A 26209-nucleotide genomic window follows, 5' to 3' on the forward strand; every position below is an offset into this window, starting at 1 on the left:
ACGCTTGCACCCATGTCACGTCGGCAAGTCAACCGCGTTCGCCAGGCATCGACGGAGGGCACACGCGGGTGGGGCGGGGTTGTTATCAACCGCTTGGGTAGTCGTGACCCGGCTGTGATCGGCGATCACGAGATTTCGCGCAGGTTTCGTCGCCCTGCGGAATTGCTGAAACGGCGTTCCGCGGCACATCGGGTCTGCCACACTGACGCCATTATCGGGGCACTCGAGAGTGTGGTGGGCAATGAACCGATATGTGGGCGGCGTGGCCGCCGCGACCTGGCACCCGGCGCATGCGGCGATTGACGGCACCTGGGCTGGGAGGCTTGCGCACCGCCGGGCCTGCCCGCATGCCCGCCGATTCGAGTAGCGAACTACGCGAATACGTCGATGCGCACCATGCGAGGGTGGCTGCGTCGAGCATGTTTCCCGCAAGGGGGTCGGTGAAATGTCCAATCGCCCGCATTCAACAGGCAACCACGGCCAGCCGTTGCCGCGGCTCTCCTCGCCCATCACAGAACTCGCGGGGCACGCCTCGGTGGTGGTGATCGGCTCCGGGTACGGCGGATCGATCCTCGCCTCCCGGCTGGCGCGCGCCGGAGCGGACAGCCGGCCCCTGTGGGTGCTCGAACGAGGACGGGAACTGCACCCGGGCGAGTACCCCGACACACTGCCCGACGCATTGGCCAACGGCCAGCTGCAGATCGGGGACCGCCGCGTCGGCAGCAGGACCGGATTGTTCGACATCCGCACCTCCGGCGATATGAACGTATTGGTGGGGTGCGGGCTCGGCGGCGGGTCGTTGATCAACGCGAACGTGTCGCTGAAAGCCGATCCGCGGGTGTTCGAGTCCTGGCCCCAGGAGATCCTGGCCGACGGCCTGCTCGCCAAGGGTTACGAACGCGCCTGCGCCATGCTGCAGCCGCAGCAGCTGCCGGTCGCACACCGCGGCCTGCTCAAGTTGGAAGCGTTGAAAGCCGGTGCCGCGGCGTTGCCTGCCGCTGAGTTCTCCCTGCCACCCATCAACGTCACCTTCGCCGACGGCCCCAATGCGGCCGGGATCGCGCAGCACGCCTGCAATATGTGCGGTGACTGCATTTCGGGCTGCAACTCCGGGGCCAAGAACACCGTCCTGATGAACTATCTGCCCGACGCGGTGGCCAATGGAGCCAAGGTGTTCACGAAAGTCGATGTGCACCACCTGAGTTACGACAACGGCCGCTGGGTGGTGCATTACGAACTCCTCGACACCGGGCGTCGACGCCTGGGCGACGAGTTCGAGACCATCACCGCCGACACCGTGGTGTTGGCGGCCGGCACGCTCGGCTCCACCGAGATCCTGCTGCGCAGCAAGGGAATCGGAGTGTCGGACACCCTGGGCACGAAGTTCACCGGTAACGGTGACGTGCTGGCGTTCTCGTACAACGGCCGCGGGCCGGTCAACGGAATGGGGTGGGGAGCCCGCCGCGACGACCAGCGCGACCCCGTGGGGCCGTGCATCACCGCTGTGATCGACCTCCGCAAGGGCGGTGATGTGCAGCAGGGGATGGTGATCGAAGAGGGATCCATCCCCGGCGGCCTCGCGCCGTATCTGCTCGGAGTCTTCGAAGCAGCCGACGCCCTGGTGGGAAAAGACACCGACCCGCGGTTTCTCGACGAACTCGGGGAGCTGGGACGGAAACTGAAGTCGCTGATCAATGGCCCGTACTCGGGTGCCCTGAACAACACGATGACCTACCTGGTGATGGCCCATGACGGTGCCGACGGCGCACTGGAACTCGACGGTGACCGTGTCACCGTGCGGTGGCCGGGCGTCGGGGGCAGAGAGATCTTCCGGCAGATCGACCGGGCGCTCAACGCCGCCGCCGGGCGCCTGCACGGTCAGTACGTCCACAACCCGCAGTGGTCAGAAGCTTTCGGGGACCGTCTTGTCACGGTGCATCCCCTCGGTGGGTGCCCGATGGGCGACTCGGCCGCCAACGGCGTCGTCAACCACAAAGGTCAGGTTTTCCGCGCCGCCACGGGAACCGAGGTCCACAAAGGCCTCTACGTCGCCGACGGGGCGGTGATCCCGACGTCACTGGGAGTCAATCCGCTGCTCACCATCTCGGCCCTCGCGGAGCGCACCGCAGAACTGCTCGCCCGGGACCGCGGGTGGACCATCGATTACGTGAGCCCGACGCCGGCGCTGCCGGTGCGGAAGGCGCCGACGGGAATCCTGTTCACCGAACGGATGGCGGGCTGGCTGGGTGTCGGCGGGGACCCGGCCGAGAGCTACCAAGCAGCAGCGCTGCGCGGTGAAAACGAGGACAGCGCATTCGACTTCGTGTTCACCATCGTCGCCGAGGACCTCGAGGAATTGCGGAGGGGTGACACACATCGCGCGGACCTCATCGGATCGGTCAACGCACGCGCCATCTCCGAGCATCCGTTGCAGGTGCTCACCGGCACCTTCGAGCTGCTGGTGCCCAATCCCGACACAGTGGGCACCGTCAACATGAACTACACCGCCACCCTGGTGGATTCCCACCAGGAGAACTACTTCCTGCAGGGATTCAAGACGATTCGTGACGACCGTGGTTTCGACATGTGGCGGGACACCACCACGCTGTACGTCGACCTGTACAAGGGCACCAGCACCACCGGCCCCCTGGTCGGCCGAGGTGTGTTGAAAATCGGCGCCCTGGATTTCGCCCGGCAACTGCGGAGCATGCGGGTCACCGGAACACATGACATGGGCGAAATAATCGACGCCAAAGCCAAGTTCGGCAGGTTCTTCGCCTCTGAGCTGGCCCACGTGTACGGCGGGGTGGCCTCGCCGTCGCGGCTGATCAACACCGCCAAGCCGATCCGTACCAAGCGGAAACTGGTGGCACCGCCGCCGGTTCGATACCCGTTCACCACAACCGACAAGGCCGACCTGCTGCTCACCCGGTACCAGGGTGGCGACAAGGGGCCGGTGATGCTGACCCACGGCCTGGGAGTGTCGAGCCGGATCTTCTCCACCGACACCATCTCGACCAATCTGGTGGAATACCTGTGCGGGCACGGTTTCGATGTCTGGCTCCTGGACTACCGTTCGAGTATCGATCTGCTGGTCTCCGGCACGCAGTACACCGGTGACGACATCGCCGTCTACGACTACCCGGCCGCCGTGCAGGAGATCCTGCGGCACACCACGGCATCCGATATCCAGGTGCTCGCGCACTGCTTCGGCTCCACCACGTTCATGATGGCGATGCTGAGCGGGCTGCAGCATGTGCGGGCCGCGGTCTGCTCGCAGATCGCCACCCATGTGGTGGCACCCTCGATGACGCAGCTGAAATCGGCTCTGCGCGTGCCGGATCTACTGCAGATCTTCGATCTGGACACCATGACCACCCGGGCGCAGGACCGAGAACCCTGGCGGGAACGGGTCTTCGACCACGCGCTGGACTTCTGGCCCGTGGGTGACAATGAGAACTGCGAAAGTGCCGTCTGCCACCGCATTTCGTTCCTGTACTCACTGCTCTACGAACACAGCCAATTGAACACCCTGACCCACGAGGACGGCCTGGCCGAGATGTTCGGAGTGGCAAGCACGTCCGCGCTCAAGCACCTGGCCACCATTGTGCGCGCGGGGAAGGTGGTGGCAGCAGATGGTTCTGACCGGTACATACCGCACCTGGACAAGCTGGCTCTCCCGCTGACCATCGTGCACGGCGCCCGGAACGCCTGTTTTTATCCCGAAAGCACCGCCCGCACCGTCCGCGTCCTGTCGGCGGTCAATGGACCCGGTCTCTACCAGCGCCACGAGATCCCTGAATACGGACACATCGACTGCATCTTCGGCAAGAACGCCGTCCGCGATGTGTATCCGTACTTCCTGCAGGGGTTGGCGCCGACGGCGGGGCCATGAACACCGCGGCGCCGCCTGTGGACGCGGTGGTGGTGGGCTCGGGTTTCGGCGGATCGATTGCCGCATACCGGCTGGCGAAAGCGGGTCAGTCCGTCCTGGTACTCGAACGGGGCCGACGGTATGAGCCGGGCGAGTTCCCACGCGACGTCACCGATATCGACGCCCTGTTCTGGCGGCGGCGGCGCGGCGGACAAGCCGTCGGACTGTACGACCTGCGGTTCTTCACCGCCTTGGGCTGCGTCGTCGCCGCCGGGGTGGGGGGCGGCTCGCTGGTGTACGCCAACGTCAACGTCCGGCCCGCCCGAACGGTGTTCGACGACCCGCGCTGGCCGGCCGGCACCACACGCGACAGCCTGACACCGTTCTATGACCGGGTGGCCGACATGCTCGAGGTGGCGCCGGTGCCCGTCTTCCAGGCCCTGCCCAAGCGGGTCCGGTTCCACGAAGCCGCCACCACGATGCATCTCGACGTGTTCGACCCGGACGAGTCGGTGCACTGGCCCGCCGAATCCGGTGCGGCCACCGCCGGTTCACAGAAGCCGTGTGTGTTCTGCGCGGAATGCGAATTCGGTTGCCAGACAGGCGCCAAACGGACCGCCGCCAGCACCTACCTGGCTCAGGCGCAGCAGCTGGGCGCGGTGGTGCGGCCGGGACGGCAAGCGGTGCTCGTGCGCCCGGAGACGGCCGGTTATGCGGTGACCCACCGTGATGTCGTCACCGGGGCAGAGGAGGTGACGGTGGCCAAGCGGGTGGTGCTGGCCGCAGGCACCCTCGGCACCACCGAGCTGCTGCTGCGGTGCCGCGATGAGTTCGGCACGCTGCCGCAGCTCAGCCCCGCACTCGGACAGGGCTTCTCGGCCAACGGGGACTTCCTGGGCTCCATTCACAGAGCCGACGTCGACCTGTCTCCCAATCTCGGACCGGACGTCACCTCCGTCATGCGGTTCTTCGACAGGGAACCCGGATTCACCCTTGCCGCACCCACATTCAACGAACCGGTGATGCGGGCGCTGGCCACGCTGGGGCAGCCCTCGGCGCGGGTGCTGCGGCCGTTCGCGCCGTTGTTGTGGCGGGCGCTGCCCTGGGCGGTGCCGCAGATGTTCGCCCACGGCCTGCTGTCCAAACCGCTGAAGTACCTGGCACCCGGCAAGCTCGACTGGCGGCGGTCGACCAACCTGTTCGGAATCGGCCGGGACAACGCCAACGGTCAGATGCACCTGCGGGGCGGCCGGTTGGACATCACCTGGGACTACCGCGCGGAAAACGCCGAGCTCATCGAGCGTCAACGCCAGGCCATGAGCGACCTGACCACCTTCTACGGCGGCACGTTCGCACCGATGATCTTCTGGAACGCCTTCCGCAAAGCCGTGACCGTGCATCCGCTGGGAGGGTGCCGGATGTCGGCTGATCCGGCGACGGGAGTGGTCTCGGAAGAAGGCGAAGTGCACCACTATCCGGGTCTGTTCGTCGCCGACGGTGCCGTGGTGCCCACCTCGATCGGCTTCCATCCCGCCATGACCATCTCCGCGCTCGCAGAGCGCACCGCCGCCAACATCGTGGCAGGTCTGTGATGGGCCGGGATATTGCCGAGCGGCCGCGGCGATCAACAGCCTATTCTGGGCCGGTCGTCAGTCCGGACAGCGAAACGGCGGGACAGCGGATGGCGGAGGTCATCGAATGCCGCTCCTGCGGCACGTCGTTGCGGCACGCGGCGCGCTTCTGCGACGCGTGTGGTGCCAGCGTGTTCGACGAGCCCGATGCCGCCGAGTACAAGAACGTGACGGTGCTGTTTGCCGACGTCGTGCACTCGATGCACCTGGCCGCCGTACTGGGCGCCGAGCGACTGCGCGAAGTGCTGACCGAACTGGTGAGCCGCGCCGGGGCGGTGGTGCACCGCTACGGCGGCACCGTCGACAAGTTCACCGGCGACGGCGTGATGGCCCTGTTCGGTGCGCCGGTCGCGTTGGAAGACCATGCGTTACGGGCCTGCCTGGCCGCGTTGGAGATTCAGCGTGAAGTAGGCCGGCTGGCCGAGGAGATCCGCGCCAGCGACGGAGTGGACCTGCGGTTGCGGGTGGGCCTGAACTCCGGACAGGTGATCACCGGCGATTTCGGTTCGCTGCCGTCTGGCTACACCGCGGTGGGCCAGCATGTCGGTATGGCGCAGCGGATGGAGTCCGTCGCACCGCCGGGCGCAGTGATGATCAGCGAATCCACCGCGCGTCTGGTCGAATTCACGGCCACCGTGGGCCCGGTGGAACTGGTGGCCATCAAGGGTGCTCGGGACCCGGTTCCGGCCCGTCGCCTCGAACGCGTCGACACCACCCGCCATCCCGCCGCCCGGCCCGACTCGAAGTTCGTCGGCCGCAAGTGGGAGGTGGGCGCCATGGAGGGGCTGATCGACCGCTCCATCGGGGGACAGGGAAGTGTTGCCTGCATCGTCGGCTCACCCGGCATCGGCAAGAGCAGGCTGGTACGCGAGGCCGCGGTGCTCGCCGCCGACCGCGGTGTGTCGGTGTACTGGGCGTTCTGCGAATCCCACGCCGGCGACGTCCCCTTCCATCTGGTGACCCGACTGCTGCGTTCGGCCTTCGGTCTCAACGACCTCGACGACGAAGCGGCCCGGCTGCTGCTGCGTTCCCGGGCCGCCGACGCCGACGAGCAGGACCTGCTGCTGTTCGAGGACCTGCTGGGCATCGCCGCCCCCGGCGCCGTGTTGCCCCGCATCGATCCCGACGCGCGGCGACGGCGCCTGACCGCGCTGGTCAACCAATCACAGCTCAAGCGCACCCGGCCTGCGGTCTTCGTCATCGAGGACGTCCACTGGATCGACGAGGTGAGCGACTCGATGCTCGCCGACTTCATCCGGGTGGTGCCGCAGACACCGTCCCTGGTGCTGATCACCTACCGGCCCGAGTACCGGGGCCGGCTCATGTGGATGCCCGGCGCGCAGACCATAGCCCTTGCCCCGCTGGATGATTCGGAGATCACCATGATGATCGCCGATCTGCTGGGGCCGGCACCGTCGGTGGCGGGGCTGCAGGAGACCATCGTCGACCGCGCCGCGGGCAACCCGTTCTTCGCCCAGGAGATCGTCCGAGATCTGGTGGAACGGGGGGTGCTCACCGGTGCGCGAGGCGTCTACACCTCGACCGAAGACGCCGCCGAGGTGACCGTGCCTGCGACGCTGCAGACCACCATCGCCGCCCGTATCGACCGGTTGACCCCGGCCGCCAAACGCACGGTGAGTGCGGCCTCGGTGATCGGATTGCGCTTCGACGCGGAGCTGCTCGGCCGGATCAACCGCGCCCCGGTGATCGACGACCTGCTGGCCGCGGAATTGATAGACCGGGTGCAGCTGACCCCGCGCGACGAGTACGTCTTCCACCATCCACTGATCCGTGCGGTGGCCTACGAAACCCAACTCCTCTCCGATCGCGCGGAGCTGCACCGCCGACTCGCCGCGGCCATCGAGGAGCGGGAACCCGAAGCGGCGGAGAAGAATTCCGCGATGATCGCCGAGCATCTGGAGGCCGCCGGTGACCTGCACGCCGCCTACGAGCGACACATGCGGGCCGGTGCGTGGTCGATCAACCGCGACATCCATGCCGCCAGGCTCAGCTGGCAAGGTGCCAGCCAGGTGGCCGATGCGTTACCCGCCGACGACCCGGCGCGCACCGCCATGCAGATCGCGCCGCGTACGCTGCTGTGCCTGAGCGGCTGGCGGGTGCACGTCAGCATCGTGGGCGCCCGGTTCGACGAGCTGCGCACGCTGTGCGAGAGCGCCGGAGACAAAGCGTCTTTGGCGATGGCGATGGCCGGGCTGGTGATGGAGCACGTCAACCGCGCGCAGTTGCGGGAAGCCTCGGCGCTGGCCAGTGAGTACATGGGGCTCATCGATTCGATCGGCGATCCGGTGCTGACCATCGGCCTGTCGTTCGCAGCCATTCAGACCAAATGCGAAACCGATGAACTGTCCGACCTGGTGCGGTGGGCCCAGACCGTCATCGACCTGGCCGACGGCGATCCCACCCGGGGCAACCTGGTGCTCGGGTCGCCGTTGGCTGTCACGCTGGCCGCCCTGGGCTTCGCGCGGTGGGGTCTGGGGCACCCGGCATGGCGGGAGGACTTCGACCGCGCCCTGGCGATGGCCCGCAAAGCCGGTGACCCGCTGTCGCATTCGATCGTGGTGGGATACCAGTACCTGCCCTCGATCCCAGCGGGTGTGCTGCTGCCCACCGACGGCGCGGTCGACGACATCACCGAGGCCCTGCGGGTGGTTCAGCAGACCGGCGACGACTTCGGGCTGGCGCTGGTGAAATGTGCGCTGGGCCTGGCGTTGGTGCACCGCGACGAAGCCGACCGGGTGCGTGGTCTCGAGGTGCTGGCCGAAGTGCGCGAGATGTGTGTGCAGGGCCGGTACACCCTGACCGAGCTGCCGATGGTCGACGTGTTCACCGCGCGGGAGCGCGCCCGCGCCGGTGACCTGGACGAAGCGATCCCGGTCATGCGGGCCGCGGTGGACCACCTGTTCCAGACCGGGGTGGTGGGCTGGTGCAATCCCACCACCCGGGTGCTGGTGGAGACGCTGCTGGAACGTGGCACCGAGACCGATCTGCTGGAGGCCGAGGCCGCGATTGCCCGGCTGGCCGCCGGACCGGAGGACGCCGGCCTGGCGATGCGGGAGGTCACGTTGCTGCGGCTGCGCGCTTTACTGGCCGGTGCCCGCGGCGAGCAGCAGGACTACCAGCGCTGTGTGCAGTCCTACCGGGCGCGGGCCCGGGAGTGCGGGTACGAGTGGCACATGGCGATGGCGGAATCGATGTAGTGACGAAACCTCATGGGGGAGGGGACATGTCGATAAGTGAAGAACAACGCAACGGGTCGGCTGCGCCGGCGGAGAAGCGGGTCTACACACCGCCCACCCGGCCGGCGAGCATGGATGATCTGGGCTTCGACCGTCGCGAGCCGGTGCGCTGGTTCAGCCCGTCGACGCTCGCGCGGACGGCTGCCAAGGTGGTGCTGTCCCTGGTGTTCGGCGACTACCTCGACAAACGGGAAATGCAACAGTCGCTGGGCTCGCGGGTGTTGCAGGCCAAGGCGACCGGCACCGACGTATGGGTGGATTTTGTGGCCGACACCGCCGACGGCTTCGACACCAGTTACTCGGTGGCCTGGACTGTGGCCCAGCGTGAGATCGCTGTCGAGGGGGTGCCGCAGCGGTTGCCCCGCGCGGACGTCTTGGTGCTCGGCGGCGACCAGGTGTATCCCTACGCCACCATCCGGGAGTACGAGGACCGCTTCCGCGGGCCCTACAAGGCCGCATTGCCGTGGACGGATCCCGACGGTGAACGGGATCTGCCGATGATGCTGGCCCTGCCCGGCAACCACGACTGGTACGACGGCCTCACCGGTTTCATGCGGGTGTTCGCCCAAGGCGATCGGCCCGGTGACGACGACGTGCCGGAAGGTGGCTGGTTGGGCGGCTGGCAGCTCAAGCAGTCGCGCAGCTATTTCGCTGTGGACCTGCCGGGGCCGTTCTGGTTGTGGGGCATCGACATCCAGAACGGCGCATATCTGGATGTGGCGCAGATCCGCTACTTCGAGGACGCGGCGACGCTGATGAATCCGGGCGATCGGCTCATCCTGTGCACGGCCGTACCGAGCTGGGCCGCCACCGCTGAAGACCCGCGCGCCTACGACAACCTCGCCTGGGTGGAGAAGGCGCTGGTACCCGACCAGGTGACCACCGTGTTGATGATCTCCGGTGACAAACACCATTTCGCCCGGTACGACGCGGCCGACGCCGATCGCGGGAAACGGGTGCGGCTGACCGCCGGCGGTGGGGGTGCGTTCCTGTCCGCGACGCACAAGCTCGACGAGGACCTCGAGGTGATCGTTCCGCAGCCGCGGTCCTCGACCACACCGTTTGTCAACGCCGCCAAAGAGACGTTCATCCGGCGGGATGTCTACCCCGAGCAGCGGACGTCCCGGGGGCTTTCCTGGCGGGTCCTGCAACTGGGCAGGTTCAACCCGGAGTTCATGATCCTGCCGGCGCTGGTGCACCTGCTGCTGTTCATCGCCAACACAGCGGCGCTGCCCAGCGAAGCAATGCCGCCACGGGGTGATCTGTTCGTGCGCACCACCAGTCCGGCGAGCGTCGTGGTGGTGTTCCTGCTGTGGTGTCTGCTCGCAGCGTTTTTCGACGCGCCGAAGAACCTGGGCAACCGCACGCGGATGCTCTACAAGATCGGCATCGGCGCGGTACACACCGCGCTGCACGTGCTGGTGCAAGGCCTCATCGCGTGGATCGCATTCGAGGTCTGTCGAAACCTGGGCGGAGGTGTGGCGTACATGCTGGGCGCCGGGGTGATCGTGCTGGTGCTCGGCGGCATCCTGGGCTCGCTCACCTTCGGCGTGTATCTGTTCCTCACGTTCTGGCTGCTCAACTGCCATGCCACGGAGGCGTTCTCAGCCTTCCGTTACGAGGGCTACAAGAACTTCCTGCGCATGCACATCACCGATGAGGAGATCACCGTCTATCCCATCGGGATCCCGAAGGTCTGCCGGCGGTGGGATGTCGACAACACCACGGTCGATGCCGAGGCTTCCTACGTCAAACCGTTGACGCCGATCGCCCTGCACCTGATCGGTGACCCGATCACGTTGCGCTAGTGCTGGTTTGTCACACCTGCACGGTCTGCAGGGGGCTCAGGTCGGTCTTCATCAGCACCACGTTGTAGTCGCCCCAGATCGACATGTTCCAGTAGAGATTGTTGTAGTCGGCGTCCCCGTCGTCGACCAGAAGCCCGGTGCCCGACCACGGGTGGATCATGGGAGCGTACAGACCCGGGTACTGGACCGAACTCGCCAACTGGACCGGGTCCGACCACGCGCCTTCCGGGGTGTCGGCGACACGCATCTGGATGTTGTTGTTGCCGTCGCCGTAGAGCACCACGTACTTGTCGAGGTACTCGTTGTACTGCACCGACATCTCACTGACGTTGCCGCCGGTCTTGGCGCCGAACAGCCCGCCGAGGTAGCCGCCGAACACGTTGGGATCGTTGGCCCAGTCGACGACAAAACCGAACAGCCCCGACGACCGGTCCGTGCCGATGACCGGCTTGGCCACCGCGGCGTTACCGGCGACCCAGTTGTTTCCGTCCCAGTACTCATACTTGCTCAGGTCGGTGACGTCACCTTCGGCGACGCGGGACAGGTAGGCCGATCCAGCGCGCCCGGAGGGGGTGCCGAATGCGTACAGGTAACGCGGGTCGCCCTCGGCCACTTGGTCTTCGGGCTGCAGCACGTAGGCCATCTGCTGGAAGTTCTGGTCACCGGGCCGGTACGGCGTCGAGGAGCGCAGCCAGCCCGCCGAGCGGATGGTCGACGGCACCAGTTCCCATACGTTGCCACTCGCGTTGAACCGCGAGATGGCCGAGAAGTTGGTGGTCCACCGGCCGGGGGTGTCCCACGATTTCACCGACATGTAGTTGACGTACTGCCTGCCGTCGATGTGAATGCCCGCGGTGGGGATCACGGTCACCTCGGACCCGAAGAGGCCCAGAGCCTGCCGACCGCGGATGAACTGGCTCAGGACCCGGCCGGTGGGCGCGAGGTCGAGGCCGTCCCCGAGTGCGTCGTCGTAGCTGATCAGAAGAGCGTTGCTCAGCCAATCGCCCTGCATGTGCGGGCCGCGGAACGAGTCGCCGAAGGCGACGTGCACGAATCGCTGACCGTTGATGGTGCCGCCGTCCCACATGATGCCCAGGTCGGTACTGCCGATGCCGAACTCGGCAGCGGTGTCCTGAGTCGGGTTGACGCGGATCCCGTTCAAGTACCTGACGCCGGCACCTGTCACCCAACCGAGCGGGCTCGAACTCAGCCGTCCCGGCAGGGGATCGACCACGGCGGCGGCGGCATAGTTGGCCGCCGCGGGGGAGGCCTGCCCCGCGGCGGTGTAGCTGCGCTCGGACTCCCGGCGCACCCAGCCCAGCAGCGCCGCCAGGGCCGGCGCCTGCGCCGGGGCGGTCGGGCTGTTGTCACTCGCGGACTCCGGACCGAAGGCGCCGAGCAGACGCGTCACCAGGCGGGGCCGTACGGCGGCCTCGACCTGGGCCTGGGTGTAGGCGTTGGTGCGGACCCGGGTGGGGGCGGCCGCCGAGGCGGGCCCCACCGCGATGGGCGCCGACAATTCGCGGTCCACGGAGGTGTCGGTCACGGGGTCCGTCGGCTCGGGCTGGGCCGGCTCGGTGGGGGTCTGCTGAGCTGAGGTGGACGGCGCAGCGTCGGTGTCGTCGCGTTCGGCGCGCTTGGTTCCGTACCCCGACTTCGAGGCGCTCGTGGCCTTGGTTTCGGTTTTGGGGGCGTCGCGGTCGGCGTCGTCGTCCTTGTCCGATTTGGTGTCCGGTGCGTCGTCGGCGTTCTTGGTGTCGGCGTTCTTGGTGTCGGAGGGGGTGTCCTTGGTCGACTCACGCGAGGTGTTGCGCTCGGAGGACTTGTAGGTGGATCTCTCGGAGCGCCGGTCCTTGCCTGATTCCGATGATGTGCTCCCGGAGGAGTCCGACGAGCTCGACGATGAGTCCGAGGAGGCGGAGGTGGTGTCGGCGTACGCGATCCCGGCTCCGCTGGCGATCGCGGCGCCGACGCCGAGAGCTACCGCGAGACCGCCGATGCGGCCGATGTAGGTGGCTGCGTTGTTTGTCGCACTCATCTGGAGACATACCTCTCGGATCGCAGGCCCCCCGACCCGTTGTTTGCCGGAGCAAACTTACAGTGTTGTCAGCGCCGAACGGTGGACATCAGGGCAGAATCCAGGCGAACATGTCGCAATCGTTACGGGGTGCTCACCCGAGAAGCAGTGGTGCCAGTGCGCGGGCGGCGGCCAGAGGACCCGGTTGATCCCCGTTGTGCAGGACCGACACCGATACATGATCGGCGCCGGCCGCCCGCAGTTCCGCCGCGCGTTCGGCCACTGCGGCCGGTGAACCCCAGGCGGTCAGCGCGTCGACGAGCCGGTCTCCGAGTGTCTCGATCTCGCGATCGGTGAACCCCTGGCGCCGGGCCGAATCCCGGTACCCGCGCACCTGCCCCAGCAGGAACCGCAACGGTTGACGCGCCGTCTCGCGGGCGGTAACCGGATTGCCGTCGAGCACCGCGAACAACCCGACTGCCAACAGTCTGTCGCCGCCGAGACTGCGCCGGGCGGCCCTGACGTAGGCGGGTGTCACCAGGATCGGCACCGCCCCGCTGGCTCGCCGTCGCGCCACATCCAGCCGCCGCGGACCGATGGCCGCGAGAATGCGCCGTTCGCAGGGCACGGCGTCGAGTTGATCGAGGTACTGCTCGAAGGCCGCGACGGTCGCCGGGCGCTGCGGGCCGCCGAGGCCCACCAACAACCGGCCCGGGTACTGCGACTCGGCGCGCTGGTACAGCTCGATCACCTCAGCGGCGGGATGGACGTCGGCGGAGATGATCGACGACCCGACGACCGCCCGCCGGGTGGCTGCGAGCAGATCCGTCAGCCGGGTCAACCGATCGAGCTGACCACCGGCCATCCACAGCGTGGTGAAACCGAGGTCCTCGATCACGGCGGCCGTGTCCAGCCCGGTCTTTTCGATCGCGAAACCCCACGGTCCGAGCGAGTCAACAGGCATGGAACCGACGCTAAGACCTCAATGACTGTTCAGGTCAAGGCTCGTCACGACACGGTCACGCTTGCATCTCAAGTGGGAGCTGGATCTCCGAATGAGTCACTTCAGTCACTACTGTCACAAGGGCGTCGCTGTCGGGGTCGGCGTCGTTCAGGGCAGAACAAGGTGACCTGTGTTGGAAGGCCGTGCAACGGCCTGTGATTCGCGCCCCGGAAGGTGACATGTCGGCGTTCCTGCGACCTATCTCGATGGCCGCTGCGTCCTCGCTGGTGGCTGCGCTGGTGATCCCGATGGCTGTCATCACCCCTGCTGCTGCGGACCCGTGCTCGGTGCCGCCTCCGAGCGCCTCGGCCCGCGGACTGGCACCGTCGGCCGCGCCGAAACTGCCCGTCCTGCATCTGCCCATCGGACGCAAGCCCGGAGCCGTCGCCAACCCGAACAACCTCAGCCCGGCGCAGGCCGATGCCGCGGTGGCGCCCAACACCGCCGCGCGGGCCGCCGCGGCGCCCGCGGTGACCACCGCGACCCGAGTGGACTGGGTGACCGGCCCGGAAACCGACTCCTACAAACGTTTCGGAATTTCGGGAACCGATCTGGGCATCATGTGGGACAACGGGTCGACCACCAATCCGCAGGTACTGATCGCCTTCGGCGACACCTTCGGCAACTGCAGTGTCCAGGATCAGGAGTGGCGCAAGAACGTCCTGTACCGCAGCGCGGACCGGAACCTGGCCGACGGCATGCGAATACCAGATCCCCGCTATGGCGACATCTACGCCGGCTCACCGGTGGCGCAGAACCGGCCCGACTTCTCTCGCCAGGTCATCGCCAGCCTGGGTCTGCCCGCCACCGAGGTGACTGTCATCCCGACGGCGGGCATTTCGGTGGGCACCAGACAGTACGTGAACTTCATGTCGGTGAGCCAGTGGGGCAATCCCGGGCAGTGGTCGACGAACTTCTCGGCCGTCGCGGTCTCGGACGACAATGGCGAGAACTGGACGGTACCGCGCACCAGCATCCGGCCCAGCTGGTTCAACACGGTGCCCGGCATCCCCTTCGTCTGGGGCTTCCAGAACTTCCAGATGGCCGCCTACGTGCGCTCCGGCGGGTACGTCTACAACTACGGCACGGGTGCCGGCCGCGGTGGAATGCCTTTCCTGGCAAGGGTTCCGGAGAACGCGGTGGCCGACAACTCCGCGTACGAGTACTACACACCGTTCGGCTGGATCAGGAACACGCCCTACCTCGCGCTGCAGGTGGTGTGGGCTCCGGGCAGCGAGATGTCCGTCGCGTGGAATGACCATCTACAGAAGTTCGTGATGCTGTACACCAACACCGTGAACAACGTGGTGATGCGCACCGCCGACCGCCCGGAAGGCCCCTGGAGCCAGGCCAAGACGATCGTCAGCACCGCCGAAGTCCCGGGCGGCATCTACGCGCCCTACATCCACCCGTGGTCCAAAGGTTCAGACCTGTACTTCACGTTGTCGTTGTGGTCGACCTACAGCGTGATGTTGATGCACACGTCGTTGGACTAGTGCGAGGTGCGGGCGTGCTCGTCCGCGGTGATGATGATGGCGTCCGATCCCGGATACACCGTCGCCTCGTGACCGTCCAACGACCAGCGCACCACGTACGGGGGAGACCCGTCCTCGGAGCGGACCTCGAGGATCTCGGCGTGCTGCTCGTGTCGTTCGGTCGTTGTTCCCTTGACGACGAGGAAGTCACCGACTTTCGCCTTCATGTCCGCTCCCTTCGTTCAGCGCTTCGCGGACACTTCCTATCGTGCGCGCCGCGAGCGGCACTCGGGGCGGATCGGCAGAAGATTCAGGCGTGCACGTCGCGCTTGCCGACGGCGAAGCGCAGACCCGAGCAGTTGTAGCACCCGATACAACCGACACAGTTGACACAACCCACGCAGCCCAGGCAGGCGATGCACTTCTTGCAGAAGGCGCAGGCCACACAGGCGATGCTGCCGGCGATGGCGAGAGACATTGCGATGACGATGCTTCCGGCCACCGCGGCGCTGCCCGCAGTGGCGATCGAGCCGGCCACCGCGGTGCTGGCCGCCGTGGCCGCCGAGCTCACCACGCCGGCGCTGGCGACCGTGGCCGCCGAGCCGGCCACCGCGGTGCTGGCGACGGTGGCCGCCGACCCGGCCACCGCGGTGCTGGCGACGGTGGCGACCGATCCGGCGACCGCGGTGCTGTCCGAGGTGGCGATGGACCGGTTGTCAGCCTCGAGGGATTTGACCACGGCGTTGATGGTGCCAGCTCAGCCGGCAGTTTTCCCGTTATCGACGATGTACACCGCGCCGTGTACTGCGGAGGCGTCATCGCTGGCCAGGAATGCGATGGTCTTGGCGACATCGGCGACGTCCATCAACCCCCGCGGCGAGGCGATGCGCAGGATCAGGTTCCAGTCGGCGTTCTCGGGGGCGGCGAACTCAGTGGCCTGCGGGGTCACCATGCCACCGGGGCACACCGCGTTGACACGCAACCGGTCGGCGGTGAACTCGATGGCCAGTGCGCGGGTCAGGCCGACGAGTCCGTGTTTGGCGGCGCAGTAGCCGGCCGAGTACACCTCACCTTCGATGCCGGCGATCGAAGACACGTTGACGATGCTGCCGCCCGTCTCCAGCAGATGCGGGAGCGCGGCGCGGCACAGGAAGAACGGGCCGTTGAGGTTGACCGCGAGGTCGTAAGCCCACTCGTCGTCGGTGACGTCGCGGGTGTGTCGCATGGTGTGAAAACCCGCGACATTGATCAAAGCGTCGAGGCGGCCGAACTTCTCCACGCACTGCTGCACCGCCCCGGCGCAAGCCTCCGGGGACACGATGTCGACCGAGTCGTAGACGCCGCCGGGGACGTCGGCGAATACCGTCGCCATCCGGTCGGCATCGCGGGAGATGCCGAACACCGAGGCGCCGCGTGCGGCGAACAACTGCGCCACCGCTGCGCCGAGTCCGGAGGATGCGCCGGTCACCAGGGCCACTTTGCCCGTGAGGTCAGTCATCGTCAGACCTTCTCACACGCATCCCATCGAGAATCACGCGCAGCAGGTGGTGTGCGCGGAGGTCCCATTCGGCATCCTCGAGGCGGGTGAGATAACCGATCAGGAGAATGACATCGCGGGCGTCGATATCGCCGCGCAGCGTCCCTTCGGACTTGCCGGCGTCGAGCAGGCTGGTGATCGCATCACCGATCGGACCCAGGCTGTGCGCCGAAAGATCCTCCCAGACAGCCACTTCCACGGCCGCGAACACGCCACGTTTGACCCGCGCGTACTCGGCCACGCGGTCGAACCACCGTTGCAGAGCCTCGAGGGCACCGTGTTCGGTGAGCAGTGCGGGCGCGGCGGCCACCAGTTCGTCGACATCGTGGCGGTACACCTCGGACAACAGGTGTTCCCGGGTGGGGAAGTGACGGTACATCGTGGCCTGCCCGACGCCGGCTCGCTTGGCGATGGCATTGAGCCGCAGCTCTTCTGAACCGATTATCAATTCCCGGGCTGCCTCCAGGATGCGGTCGCGGTTTTCGGCCGCGTCGGCGCGGCGTCGTGGTGCGCTCATCACCCTCCTAGCCTAAACGGACACGTGTTCGGTACGGTGGAATCAGTAAACGGACACGTATCCACTTATCTGAGGGAGTGTGGAATGAGCGACAACTCGAAGGTTGTGGCGATCACGGGCGCCGGCACCGGGATCGGCGCCGCAACGGCCGAACGCCTGGCCGCTGACGGGCATGCAGTGGTGCTGGGAGCGCGGCGCCGGGAGCGGCTCGATGAGGTCGTCGAGCGGATCACCGCTCGCGGTGGACGGGCGCACGGTGTGGTGACCGACGTGACGAGTTATGCCGATGTGCAGGCCATGGTGGACACGGCGGTGCGGGAGTATGGCCGGCTCGACGTTCTGGTGAGCAACGCCGGTATTGCCAAGACCGGGCTGGTGGCCGACCGCGACGTCGCCGGCTGGGACGCCATGATCGACGTCAACCTCCGTGGCGTCCTGCACGGCCTCGCCGCGGCCTTGCCGGTGTTCCGGCGGCAGGGCGCAGGGCATTTCGTGACCACACTGTCGACGTCCGGACTCAAAATCGTGCCGACCCAGGGGGTTTACGCTGCCACCAAGAATGCGGTACGGACGCTGCTGGAGGCGTTCCGGCAGGAGAACACCGATGGGGTGGTGCGGACGACCGTCATCTCACCCGGCGTGGTGGCGACCGAACTGGCCGACTCGATCGACGACAGCGAGCTGCGCGAGCAGATCCGTAGCAGCATGGCCGAGTACGGGCTGCCTGCCGATGCGGTGGCGCGGGCGATCGCCTTCGCGATCAGCCAGCCGGCCGACGTGGAGATCGGCGACATCACGATCCGGCCGACGGTGCAGAGCTGACGTTCATCTGGCTGCGCCCAAATCGGCGCTATCGAGGCGCCGATATCTCGCAGAGGGTTGCTTTCAGGCGCACTTCACGACCCTGGCGTGCATCTCGGCGAATCACGAAAACTGCTGCGCCACTTCAGTATCAGCAGTCACAAACGGGGCGTTCTTGTCGGTGGCTGGGTCTAGCTTCAGGGTATGGGTACTTCAGCGATCGCCGACAAGGAGGCGATGCTGGCTGCCCAGGCGCAGATCGAAGTGTTGACCGCGCAGATGAACTCGTTGTCGATCGATGCGTTCACTCCGCTGGAGTTGTTGGAGCTGATGCAGCGCCGCGAAACCGTCGCCTGGATGCAGCCCACCCTGGATCACAAGGTGTACCAACGCCTAACCGTTGAAAGCACGCCGAAACAGTTGGGCTCCACCAGCTTCAAAAAGGTCCTGGCCGCCCGGCTGCGGATCAGTGAAGGCGAGGCCGGCCGACGCCTCACGTCGGCCTCACTTCTGGGCCCGCGGACCGCGCTGACCGGGGAACCGTTGGAGCCGGCGTTGCCGAACATCGCCGCCGCGCAAGAAAAGGGGCTGATCGGTCCGGAGCATGTGGCGAAGGTCAAAACGTTCTTCAAAAAGCTCCCGGCATCGGTGGACTTCTCGGCCCGTGAAGCCGCCGAAGCCGACCTGGCCCGCCACGCCTCGACCCTGGATGTCGACGGTTTCACCGAAGTCGCCGACCGGTTGAAATACCTCCTCAACCAAGACGGCGAGTACAGCGATGTCGACCGCCAAGCCGGCCGGTACTTCACCATCGGCAAGCAGGACGCCGACGGTAACGTGCCGGTGCACGGCAGGCTCACCCCGGAATGCGCGGCCACCCTGCACGCCGCGCAGGCGAAACTGGCCGCCCCAGGCATGTGCAACCCCGCCGATGAGGCCCCGCAGGTCGACGGGGAACCCGACGCCGAAAAAGCTCGCACCGATGCCCGCACTCAAGGCCAACGCAATCATGATGCGTTGCTGGCGATGGGTCGGGCGTTGTTGGCCTCCGGTGACCTCGGCCAACACAACGGGCTGCCCGTCACCATCATCGTCAAAGCGAATCTGACCGACCTGGAGAAAGGGGTGGGCCACGGCCTGACCGCCGACGCGACGTTGATCCCGATGCCCGAGGTCATCCGGATGGCCTCCCACGCGTTTCATTACCTCGCCCTGTTCGACGGGAAGGGGGTGCCGTTGCACCTGGGTCGGGCCCGCCGGACCGCCTCCCGCGGGCAGCGGATCATGCTGTTGGCCCAGCACGGTGGCTGCACCATGCCTGGGTGCACCGCTTGCGGGTACCGCTGCCAGGTCCACCACGCCAACCGCGATTGGAAAGACGGCGGCGACACCAACATCGAAGACCTCACCCTGGCCTGCGGGCCGGACAACCGGATGGTCGAAACCACCGGTTGGACCACCAGAAACCGACCTGAGGACGGCGTCACCGAATGGATCCCGCCCCCGGAACTGGACTGCGGACAGTCCCGCGTGAACGTGTATCACCACCCCGACCGGATCCTCGCCCCCGACGATCCCTAACCCGAGGGTGACCTCAAAGCCGGCCGCCGGCAACACACGTCAGCGGCCGGCTGGACGCCGTCTTGTTCAGGCCGAGGCCCGCGGCCGCGCCGGGGGCACCGCGGCGAGCAGCGCACGGGTGTACTCGTCGGAGGGGTCCGCGAACAACTCTGCAGCGGGGCGGTTTTCGACGGCCACCCCGTTACGCAGCACCAGCACCTGATGACACATGCGTTGCACCACCGCGAGGTCGTGGGCGATGAACAGGTAGGTCAGCCCGAGCTCGGACTGCAGCCGCGCCAGTAGATCCAGGACTCGGGCCTGCACCGATACGTCCAGAGATGCGGTGGACTCGTCGAGGATCAGCAGGTCTGGTTCCGTGGCCAACGCGCGCGCGATGCTGACTCGTTGACGCTGACCGCCGGAGAGCTCATGTGGGTACCGAGACGCGAACCCCGGGGGCAGGCCGACGAGTTCGAGCAGTTCGGCTACCCGCGCGCCCCGGGCACGCTTGTCTTTCGCCAGCTTGTGCACCAGCAGCGGTTCGGCGATCGCGGTGTCGATGCGGGCCCGCGGATTCAACGACGAGAACGGGTCCTGGAACACCAGGCTGATCTGGCGGCGCAGTTGCTTCTGTTGTGTGCCGGATGCGCCGAACAGGTCCACACCTCCCAGCGTGGCGGTGCCCGCGTCGGGGGTGATCTGCCCGGTGAGAGCGGCCGCGACGGTGGACTTGCCCGATCCGGACTCACCGACCAGACCGAGCGTGGTGCCACGGGCAATTGAGAACGAAACCTGTTGTACCGCGTGGACTTCCGTCTTTCCGGTGGGCGTCTGTACGGGGAAGCGCACATCGAGGCCGTCGACCTGCAGCAGCACCGGAGCGTCCGCGGCAGCCGGCGGTGGGCCTTGGTCGCCGATCATCGGTCGGGCGGCCAGTAGTTCGCGGGTGTAGTCGCTGTGCGGGCGGTCGAAGACGTCCAGGACCGGCGCCTGCTCGACCGCGGATCCGTCGCGCAGCACCGTCACCTCGTCGGCCACCTGGCCGATGACACCGAGATCGTGGCTGATCCACACCACCGCAGTTCCGAAGTCGCGCTGGAGTGTGCGCACCAGCTCGATGATCTGGGCCTGGGTGGTGACGTCCAGCGCGGTGGTGGGTTCGTCGGCGATCAGCAGTTCGGGGTCACAGGCCAGGGCGATGGCGATCATCACGCGCTGGCGCTGGCCACCGGAGAGCTGGTGCGGATAGGAGTGCAACCGGCGGGCCGGATCGGGCAGCCCCACGGCCTCCAACAGCTCCAGTGCCCGGTCCTTGGCGGCGTGCCGGGTGAGATCACGGTGTGCTTCGAGGGATTCGGTGATCTGACGTTCCAGCGTCAGCAAGGGGTTGAGTGACGTGCCCGGGTCCTGGAACACGAAGCCGATGCGTGCGCCGTGCACCTTCCTGAGCGCGCGGTCCGAAGCTCCGACCAGTTGCACGTCACCGGCCAGGACACTGGAGCCCCGCACAGCGGCGCCCGGAGTGTCCAGCAGTCCGGTGGCCGCCAGCACCGTCATCGACTTACCCGACCCGGATTCACCGACCAGACCCAACGTCTGCTCACGCTGTACCCCGAAGGAGATGCCGCGCACGATGTCTCGCCGACCGATGCCGACCTCGAGGCCCTCGACCTGCAGCACTGGCGCCGTCATCGCTTGCTCCTGGATTCGATCATGCTGCGCTGTTTGGGATCGAGCACGTCGCGCAGACCGTCACCGAACAGGTTGAACGCCAGCACCGTCACGAAAATGGCCGCACCGGGAAAGACCGCCATCCACCAGGCCAGGGTGACGAAGCCTTGCGAGTCGAAGATCATCCGCCCCAGCGACGGTTGCGGTGGCTGGATTCCCAGGCCCAGAAATGACAGCGCGGCCTCGGACAGGATCGCGAATGCCAGCGACAACGAGGTCTGCACGATCAGCGGGCCGGCGATATTGGGCAGGATGTGCCTGCGCAGTATGTACGCATGTCCGGTGCCCATGGTCCTGGACACCGCGACATACGGCTCGACGCGCACACTGAGTGTGCTGGCCCGGGCCACCCGCGCGAAGATCGGGGTGTAGACGATGCCGATCGCCAGGATGGTCGTCGTCACGCCCGGGCCCAGGATCGCCACCACCGCCAGCGCCAGCAGCAGCACCGGGAAGGCGAACATCACGTCGACGATGCGCATGAACACGGCGTCGATCCAGCCGCCCCAGTAGCCGGCGACCAGGCCGACGGTCACCCCGACCACCGCTGCGAACGCCACGCTGATCACTGCGACCTTCATCGAGGCCTGGATGGCGACGAGGACGCGGGAGAGCACATCGCGCCCCAACTCGTCGGTGCCGAACCAATGTGCGCCGCTGGGGGATTGCAGTGCGTTCGGCACATCGATGTCGTTGATGCCGTACGGAGTGATCCACGTTGCGGTGATCGCGATGAACGCGATCAGGATCAGCAGTGCCGCGCTGATGGTCGTGACGGGATTGGCCAGCAGGATACGCCAGGAAGACACCCTGGCCTGGTCGTCGGTGGGGGTGCTCATGACAGCCGGATCCTCGGGTCGACGACGGCGTACAGGGCGTCCACGATCAGATTGATCAACAGGAACAGCGCCGCGATCAGCAGTACCGCACCCTGGATCACCGGATAGTCGCGGGCGGCGACGGCGTTGTACACCAACCGACCCAGACCGGGCCACGCGAACACCACCTCGACGACGATGACGCCGCCGAGGATGGTTGCCAACTGGATGCCTGTGATGGTCAGCACCGGAACCAGGGCATTGCGCACGATATGGCGTTCGGTGATCACGTGCGGTGCCAGGCCCTTGGACCGGGCGGTACGTACATAGCCGGTGGAGGCGACCTCCAGGACGGCCGAGCGGATGTAGCGGGTCATGATGGCACCCGCCACCACACCGACCGTCAGCGCGGGCAAGATGATGTGCTGCAGCCAGCCAACGGGATCGCTGAGTAACGGCCGGTAACCGGAAGTGGGCAGCCAGCCCAGCGTCGTGGAGAACAGCGCGATCAGCAGGATGCCCATCCAGAAGTCGGGAATCGAGACACCGAACTGGCTTGTGACACGCACGATTCCGTCACTCAGCTTGCCCTCGTGCAACGCCGAGTAGATACCGGCCGGAATCGCGATCACCAGCGCGATCACAATGCCCGCGACGGCCAGGGAGACCGTGGCCGGCAGCCGGTCCAGCAGGGTGACCGTCACCGGGTCGCCGTTGCGGAAGCTGACGCCCAGGTCGCCGGTCAACGCCGAGCCGATGTAACCGAAGAACTGCTCGATCAGCGGGCGGTCCAATCCGCTGGCAGAGCGCAGTGCTTCGTAGGCCTCGGGTGTGTAGCGGGTACCCAGCGCGATGCGCACCGGGTCGCCGGGCACCAGGTGCACGAGCGCGAACACCAGCACCAGCACCCCGAAGAGCACCACCAGGGTGTAGAGCAGCCGCCGGGCCAGGAACCGGACGATTGGTGAGCTCATGCCGCACCGCCGTCGTTCAATTCCGCGGTGCGGAACCGGATTGCGCCGTCGCGTCGCGCGACATACCCCTGCAGCTCCGGCGTCCACGCCTGGATGACCGACGGGTTGTACAGGTAGATGTAGCTGACGTTGTCGGCGATCAGCGTGGCGGCCTTGGCGTAATCGTCGGCGCGGGCATCGCGGTTGGTCTCCACGCGGCCGGCGTCGAGCAGGCGGTCCACCTCCGGGTCGGAGAACTTCTGCGCGTTGCTGGTGCCGTCGGTGTGGTGTTGGGCGTAGTAGAAGTCGTCGGGATCGATATTGCCCAGCCAGCCCATCATCAGCATGTCGAAGTTGCCGGTGTTCTGTTCATCGAGCCAGGTGGCGAAGTCGACGGTGCGGATGTTCACCGTGATACCCAGTGGGGCAAGGTTGTCCGCGATGATCTGCGCCGCGGTGACGGTCTCGGGGTATTCGCTGGTGACCAGCATGTCCAGATTCTCGGGTCGGGCGCCGGCTTCGTCGAGCAGGGATCGGGCCTTGTCGAGGTCATAACTGTAGGTGTCATACGGCGTGAACCACGGGTTGCCGTCGGGAATCGCCAGTTGGTTGAGCGCCGCGGTGCCGTAACTCGTGGCCTGCACAATGGCCTCGCGGTCGATACCGTAGGCGATCGCCTGACGCACCCGGACGTCGTTCCAGGGCGGGCGGGCGCCGTTGAGTGCCAGGTACCAGTAGTCGTTGCTCGGGGTGACCGCCAGGTGCAGTGAGTCGTCGTTCTCGAGTTGGGCGACTCGTTGTGGCGGAACCGAATCGGTCCAATCGATCTCACCGGCCTGCAGGGCCGACAGGGCGGTGGACGGCTCGGAGATGAAGCGGAACGTGACACCGGGAACCTTCGGTGGGCCCGCCCAGTAGTCGGGATTGGCACGCAACGTGATGGAGTCACCGCTTGTCTGGCCCGAGAACGCGAACGGCCCGGTGCCCACCGGATTGGTTGCGATCTGGCCGCTTTCGACATTCTCACGCGACACGATGGCCATACCTTTGAAGCCGCCCAGATTGGTCAACAGGTTCGGGGTCGGCCGTTCCAGGCGGATCACCACGGTCAGCGGGTCCGGCGCGGTGACGTCGGTGACGGCGCTGAACTTGTCGACGTTGGTGAGTTCCTCGTCGATGATGCGTCGGTACGAGAACACCACGTCGTCGGCGGTGAACGGGCTGCCGTCGTGGAATGTCACGCCGGGACGCAGCCGGAAGGTCCAGGTGAGCTGATCGGGGGACACCTGCCATGACTCGGCCAGTGCGGGCTGCATCTCCAGGTTTTCATCGGGTTCGACCAGGGTGTCGTAGATGTTCTCGAGGACTTCGAACGAGAAGTACGCCGAGGTCTTGTGAGGATCGAGTTGGTCGGGTTCACCGGCGATCGCGGCGATCAGATTGCCGGCCCCGTCACCAAGGTCTACCCGCTGCCCGGTGGAACAGCCTGCCACCAGCATGAGCAGAGCGGATAGCACGGCGACAGCGGTCGACACCGCTGGCTTTCGCATCAGGTCTCACCCCACGATCGGATACGCCGGCGCTTAGGGGTTGCCCGAAAACAAATGGGGATAAACCCACGAGCGGATCAGTCGCGGTGCAGCCGCAGCACCGTGCGCTGCGGCTCCGGGTTCCGGTGCCGGATGGCCGCGCCGCCTGCCCCGGCACAGACGCCCAGAACGTGTCCTCGGCCATCCGTCGTCCCGCGCGCGGCTGCGTTGCCGGGCCCGGGAAGCGCAATTCGGTGGATCCGCTCAGGCGGCCGCGGAATCGCTGTCAGTGGCGCTGTCCTGCGCGTCGTGCGTCGTCTCGGCGTCGGTGTCGTCGTCATGCGGCTCGGGGGCGTCCGATTCGCCGGGCCCGTCCTCCGATTCGCCTTCGGCCTCCGACTCCGCTTCGTCGCCGGATCTGCTTTCGCTGGAGAAGGTTTCGTCACTGTCCAGGTCGGCCGAGGCGGACGTCGAGTTGCGTTTGTGCGACGCGGCGGTACGGCGCTTCGTCACCGGTTCGGGGGCATCGACAGCGTCGCTGTCCTCGCTACTGGCGGGGGTCACCTCGTCATCGGCCACTTCGTCGACATCGGCGTCGGCGTGTTGTAGCGGCGAAAACAGTTCAGCCTGAGTGGGCTGGCCGTAATCACTTCTGTCATAACCGAGTTCGATCAGGGTCCGCAGTGGGCGATCGATGGCGTCGAGCAGCTGGTCGGGGACCAGACCCTCGAACGGGATCAGGAGCGGGATGTGTTCGGTGTTGAGCAGGTAATAGGTGGTGTTGCCGTGCGTCGAAACCTCGGCGTCGGCGAGCGTCTGCGCAGTGACGTTCTGATCGGCTCTGCCGTGCAGCAGGGCGATGCCCACCAACGCATTCGCGGTCGCCAGCAGATTCAGCGGATACTTCGGGAAGTCGGCCCAGCCGTCATAGCGGTAGGCGATGTCGATCACCGGGTCGCCGTCGGTGGGGGTGGCCCCGTTGAACGGGATGTCCAAGATGGGAATGTAGAAACCGTTGAACCGCTGCAGGATTCCGCCGTTGGGTCGGTTCGGGTTGCCGACCAGGACGTAGGTGTTGCCGGCGTCGGGGTGGTCGCGCATGTATTCGGTGACCACCACCGCGCCTTCGGAGTAGCCGAAAACGATGACCGGATTGCTGGTGTCGCCGCCGGCGGCGATGGTATCGGTGAGCGACTCGAGGCCTTCTTCGACGGCGGCGCCGTAGGTCGGATCGCTGAACCCACCGCTGGACACCGGCCAGAACCCGCCGGAATACGGCACATTGGTCGGGCCGTCGTGTGCGCCCAGCGTGGCGGTGAGCACCTTGTCGGCCCACGCGACGTACTTGGCGTCCGCCGGGTCGCCGATCTTGGTGCCCCGCACGAGGTAGGAGTTCGGTGCGTCATCGGCGAGCAGGTGCGCGCCGACCGACACCGCCGGCGTCAACCCCAGCGCGACCGCACTGACAACTGCCATCCCCGCGACCGACAGCGCCCCGCCGTCCCGCCACTTCGCCATGCAACCCCCCCGAGAACTCCGTGATCTGCGCGGAATGCTACCTGGCGGATCAGGCTGCCCGTGTCCTTTGCTGAATTCGCACAGACCGGACGGTAAACCGGGTGTGTGCCGACTTTCGACGCGTGGAGTAGCGAAATCGGGTCCGGGAGCGTCGGCGGCGTGCCAGGGTGAGTCTCG

18 protein-coding genes are annotated in these 26209 nt (G+C 66.7%); 7 read left to right on the forward strand and 11 right to left on the reverse strand.

The genetic code is table 11. The features are described 5' to 3' along the window. Positions 1-445: 445 nt before the first annotated feature. The 4 genes from AC3A6P_RS02225 (at position 446) to AC3A6P_RS02240 (ending at position 10570) form a co-directional block, all read left to right on the forward strand. Positions 446-3895 (forward strand): GMC family oxidoreductase N-terminal domain-containing protein, encoded by a 3450-nt coding sequence (locus AC3A6P_RS02225; RefSeq protein ID WP_487687776.1) that lies wholly within the window; start codon positions 446-448, stop codon positions 3893-3895. Further along, on the forward strand, positions 3892-5466 hold the full coding sequence (locus AC3A6P_RS02230) for a GMC oxidoreductase (protein WP_487687778.1): 1575 nt from the start codon (positions 3892-3894) through the stop codon (positions 5464-5466). The genes AC3A6P_RS02225 and AC3A6P_RS02230 overlap by 4 nt, the downstream gene beginning before the upstream one ends. Before the next feature lie 89 nt (positions 5467-5555). After that, complete coding sequence (locus tag AC3A6P_RS02235; protein WP_487687781.1) at positions 5556-8723, forward strand: ATP-binding protein; 3168 nt, start codon at positions 5556-5558, stop codon at positions 8721-8723. A gap of 26 nt (positions 8724-8749) precedes the next feature. Beyond that, positions 8750-10570 carry a hypothetical protein gene (locus AC3A6P_RS02240; RefSeq protein ID WP_487687784.1) on the forward strand — a complete coding sequence of 607 codons (1821 nt, stop codon included), beginning with the start codon at positions 8750-8752 and terminating at the stop codon, positions 10568-10570. 10 nt (positions 10571-10580) lie between these two features. Here the strand turns inward: AC3A6P_RS02240 and AC3A6P_RS02245 are convergent, their stop codons facing one another. Further along, positions 10581-12608, reverse strand: a complete 2028-nt coding sequence (locus AC3A6P_RS02245; protein WP_487687787.1) for a glycoside hydrolase family 183 protein — start codon at positions 12606-12608, stop codon at positions 10581-10583. Between the two features lie 133 nt (positions 12609-12741). Further along, positions 12742-13551 (reverse strand): TIGR03620 family F420-dependent LLM class oxidoreductase, encoded by an 810-nt coding sequence (locus AC3A6P_RS02250; RefSeq protein WP_487687790.1) that lies wholly within the window; start codon positions 13549-13551, stop codon positions 12742-12744. Between the two features lie 218 nt (positions 13552-13769). Here AC3A6P_RS02250 and AC3A6P_RS02255 point away from each other — a divergent pair, with 218 nt between their 5' ends. Beyond that, positions 13770-15086 carry a glycoside hydrolase family 183 protein gene (locus AC3A6P_RS02255; protein WP_487687792.1) on the forward strand — a complete coding sequence of 439 codons (1317 nt, stop codon included), beginning with the start codon at positions 13770-13772 and terminating at the stop codon, positions 15084-15086. Here AC3A6P_RS02255 and AC3A6P_RS02260 read toward each other — a convergent pair. From AC3A6P_RS02260 to AC3A6P_RS02275, 4 genes are all read right to left on the reverse strand, one after another. Further along, positions 15083-15292, reverse strand: coding sequence for a DUF1918 domain-containing protein (locus AC3A6P_RS02260; RefSeq protein ID WP_487687794.1), 210 nt, complete (start codon positions 15290-15292; stop codon positions 15083-15085). The genes AC3A6P_RS02255 and AC3A6P_RS02260 overlap by 4 nt on opposite strands. 83 nt (positions 15293-15375) lie before the next feature. Next, positions 15376-15813 carry a hypothetical protein gene (locus AC3A6P_RS02265; protein ID WP_487688147.1) on the reverse strand — a complete coding sequence of 146 codons (438 nt, stop codon included), beginning with the start codon at positions 15811-15813 and terminating at the stop codon, positions 15376-15378. 9 nt (positions 15814-15822) lie between these two features. Next, positions 15823-16563, reverse strand: coding sequence for an SDR family NAD(P)-dependent oxidoreductase (locus AC3A6P_RS02270; RefSeq protein ID WP_487687797.1), 741 nt, complete (start codon positions 16561-16563; stop codon positions 15823-15825). After that, complete coding sequence (locus AC3A6P_RS02275; RefSeq protein ID WP_487687800.1) at positions 16556-17119, reverse strand: TetR/AcrR family transcriptional regulator; 564 nt, start codon at positions 17117-17119, stop codon at positions 16556-16558. The genes AC3A6P_RS02270 and AC3A6P_RS02275 overlap by 8 nt, the downstream gene beginning before the upstream one ends. 84 nt (positions 17120-17203) lie before the next feature. Here AC3A6P_RS02275 and AC3A6P_RS02280 point away from each other — a divergent pair, with 84 nt between their 5' ends. Next, positions 17204-17941 (forward strand): SDR family oxidoreductase, encoded by a 738-nt coding sequence (locus tag AC3A6P_RS02280; RefSeq protein ID WP_487687803.1) that lies wholly within the window; start codon positions 17204-17206, stop codon positions 17939-17941. Positions 17942-18124: 183 nt separating this feature from the next. Continuing rightward, complete coding sequence (locus AC3A6P_RS02285) at positions 18125-19501, forward strand: HNH endonuclease signature motif containing protein (protein WP_487687806.1); 1377 nt, start codon at positions 18125-18127, stop codon at positions 19499-19501. A gap of 66 nt (positions 19502-19567) precedes the next feature. On the opposite strand, the gene AC3A6P_RS02290 is transcribed toward AC3A6P_RS02285, so the two are convergent. From AC3A6P_RS02290 to AC3A6P_RS02310, 5 genes are all read right to left on the reverse strand, one after another. Next, positions 19568-21175 (reverse strand): dipeptide ABC transporter ATP-binding protein, encoded by a 1608-nt coding sequence (locus AC3A6P_RS02290; RefSeq protein ID WP_487687808.1) that lies wholly within the window; start codon positions 21173-21175, stop codon positions 19568-19570. Continuing rightward, positions 21172-22053 carry an ABC transporter permease gene (locus AC3A6P_RS02295; protein WP_487687812.1) on the reverse strand — a complete coding sequence of 294 codons (882 nt, stop codon included), beginning with the start codon at positions 22051-22053 and terminating at the stop codon, positions 21172-21174. Before AC3A6P_RS02295 ends, AC3A6P_RS02290 begins: the two co-directional genes overlap by 4 nt. Beyond that, complete coding sequence (locus tag AC3A6P_RS02300; RefSeq protein ID WP_487687815.1) at positions 22050-23006, reverse strand: ABC transporter permease; 957 nt, start codon at positions 23004-23006, stop codon at positions 22050-22052. The genes AC3A6P_RS02295 and AC3A6P_RS02300 overlap by 4 nt, the downstream gene beginning before the upstream one ends. Next, entirely contained in the window at positions 23003-24535 is a 1533-nt protein-coding gene (locus AC3A6P_RS02305) for an ABC transporter substrate-binding protein (RefSeq protein ID WP_487687818.1), read from the reverse strand. The genes AC3A6P_RS02300 and AC3A6P_RS02305 overlap by 4 nt, the downstream gene beginning before the upstream one ends. Before the next feature lie 243 nt (positions 24536-24778). Then, positions 24779-26032: a PE-PPE domain-containing protein gene (locus AC3A6P_RS02310; protein WP_487687819.1), complete on the reverse strand. Its 1254-nt coding sequence runs from the start codon at positions 26030-26032 to the stop codon at positions 24779-24781. Positions 26033-26209: the final 177 nt, after the last annotated feature.

It is taken from the genome of Mycobacterium sp. Soil_C_30 (assembly GCF_057656995.1).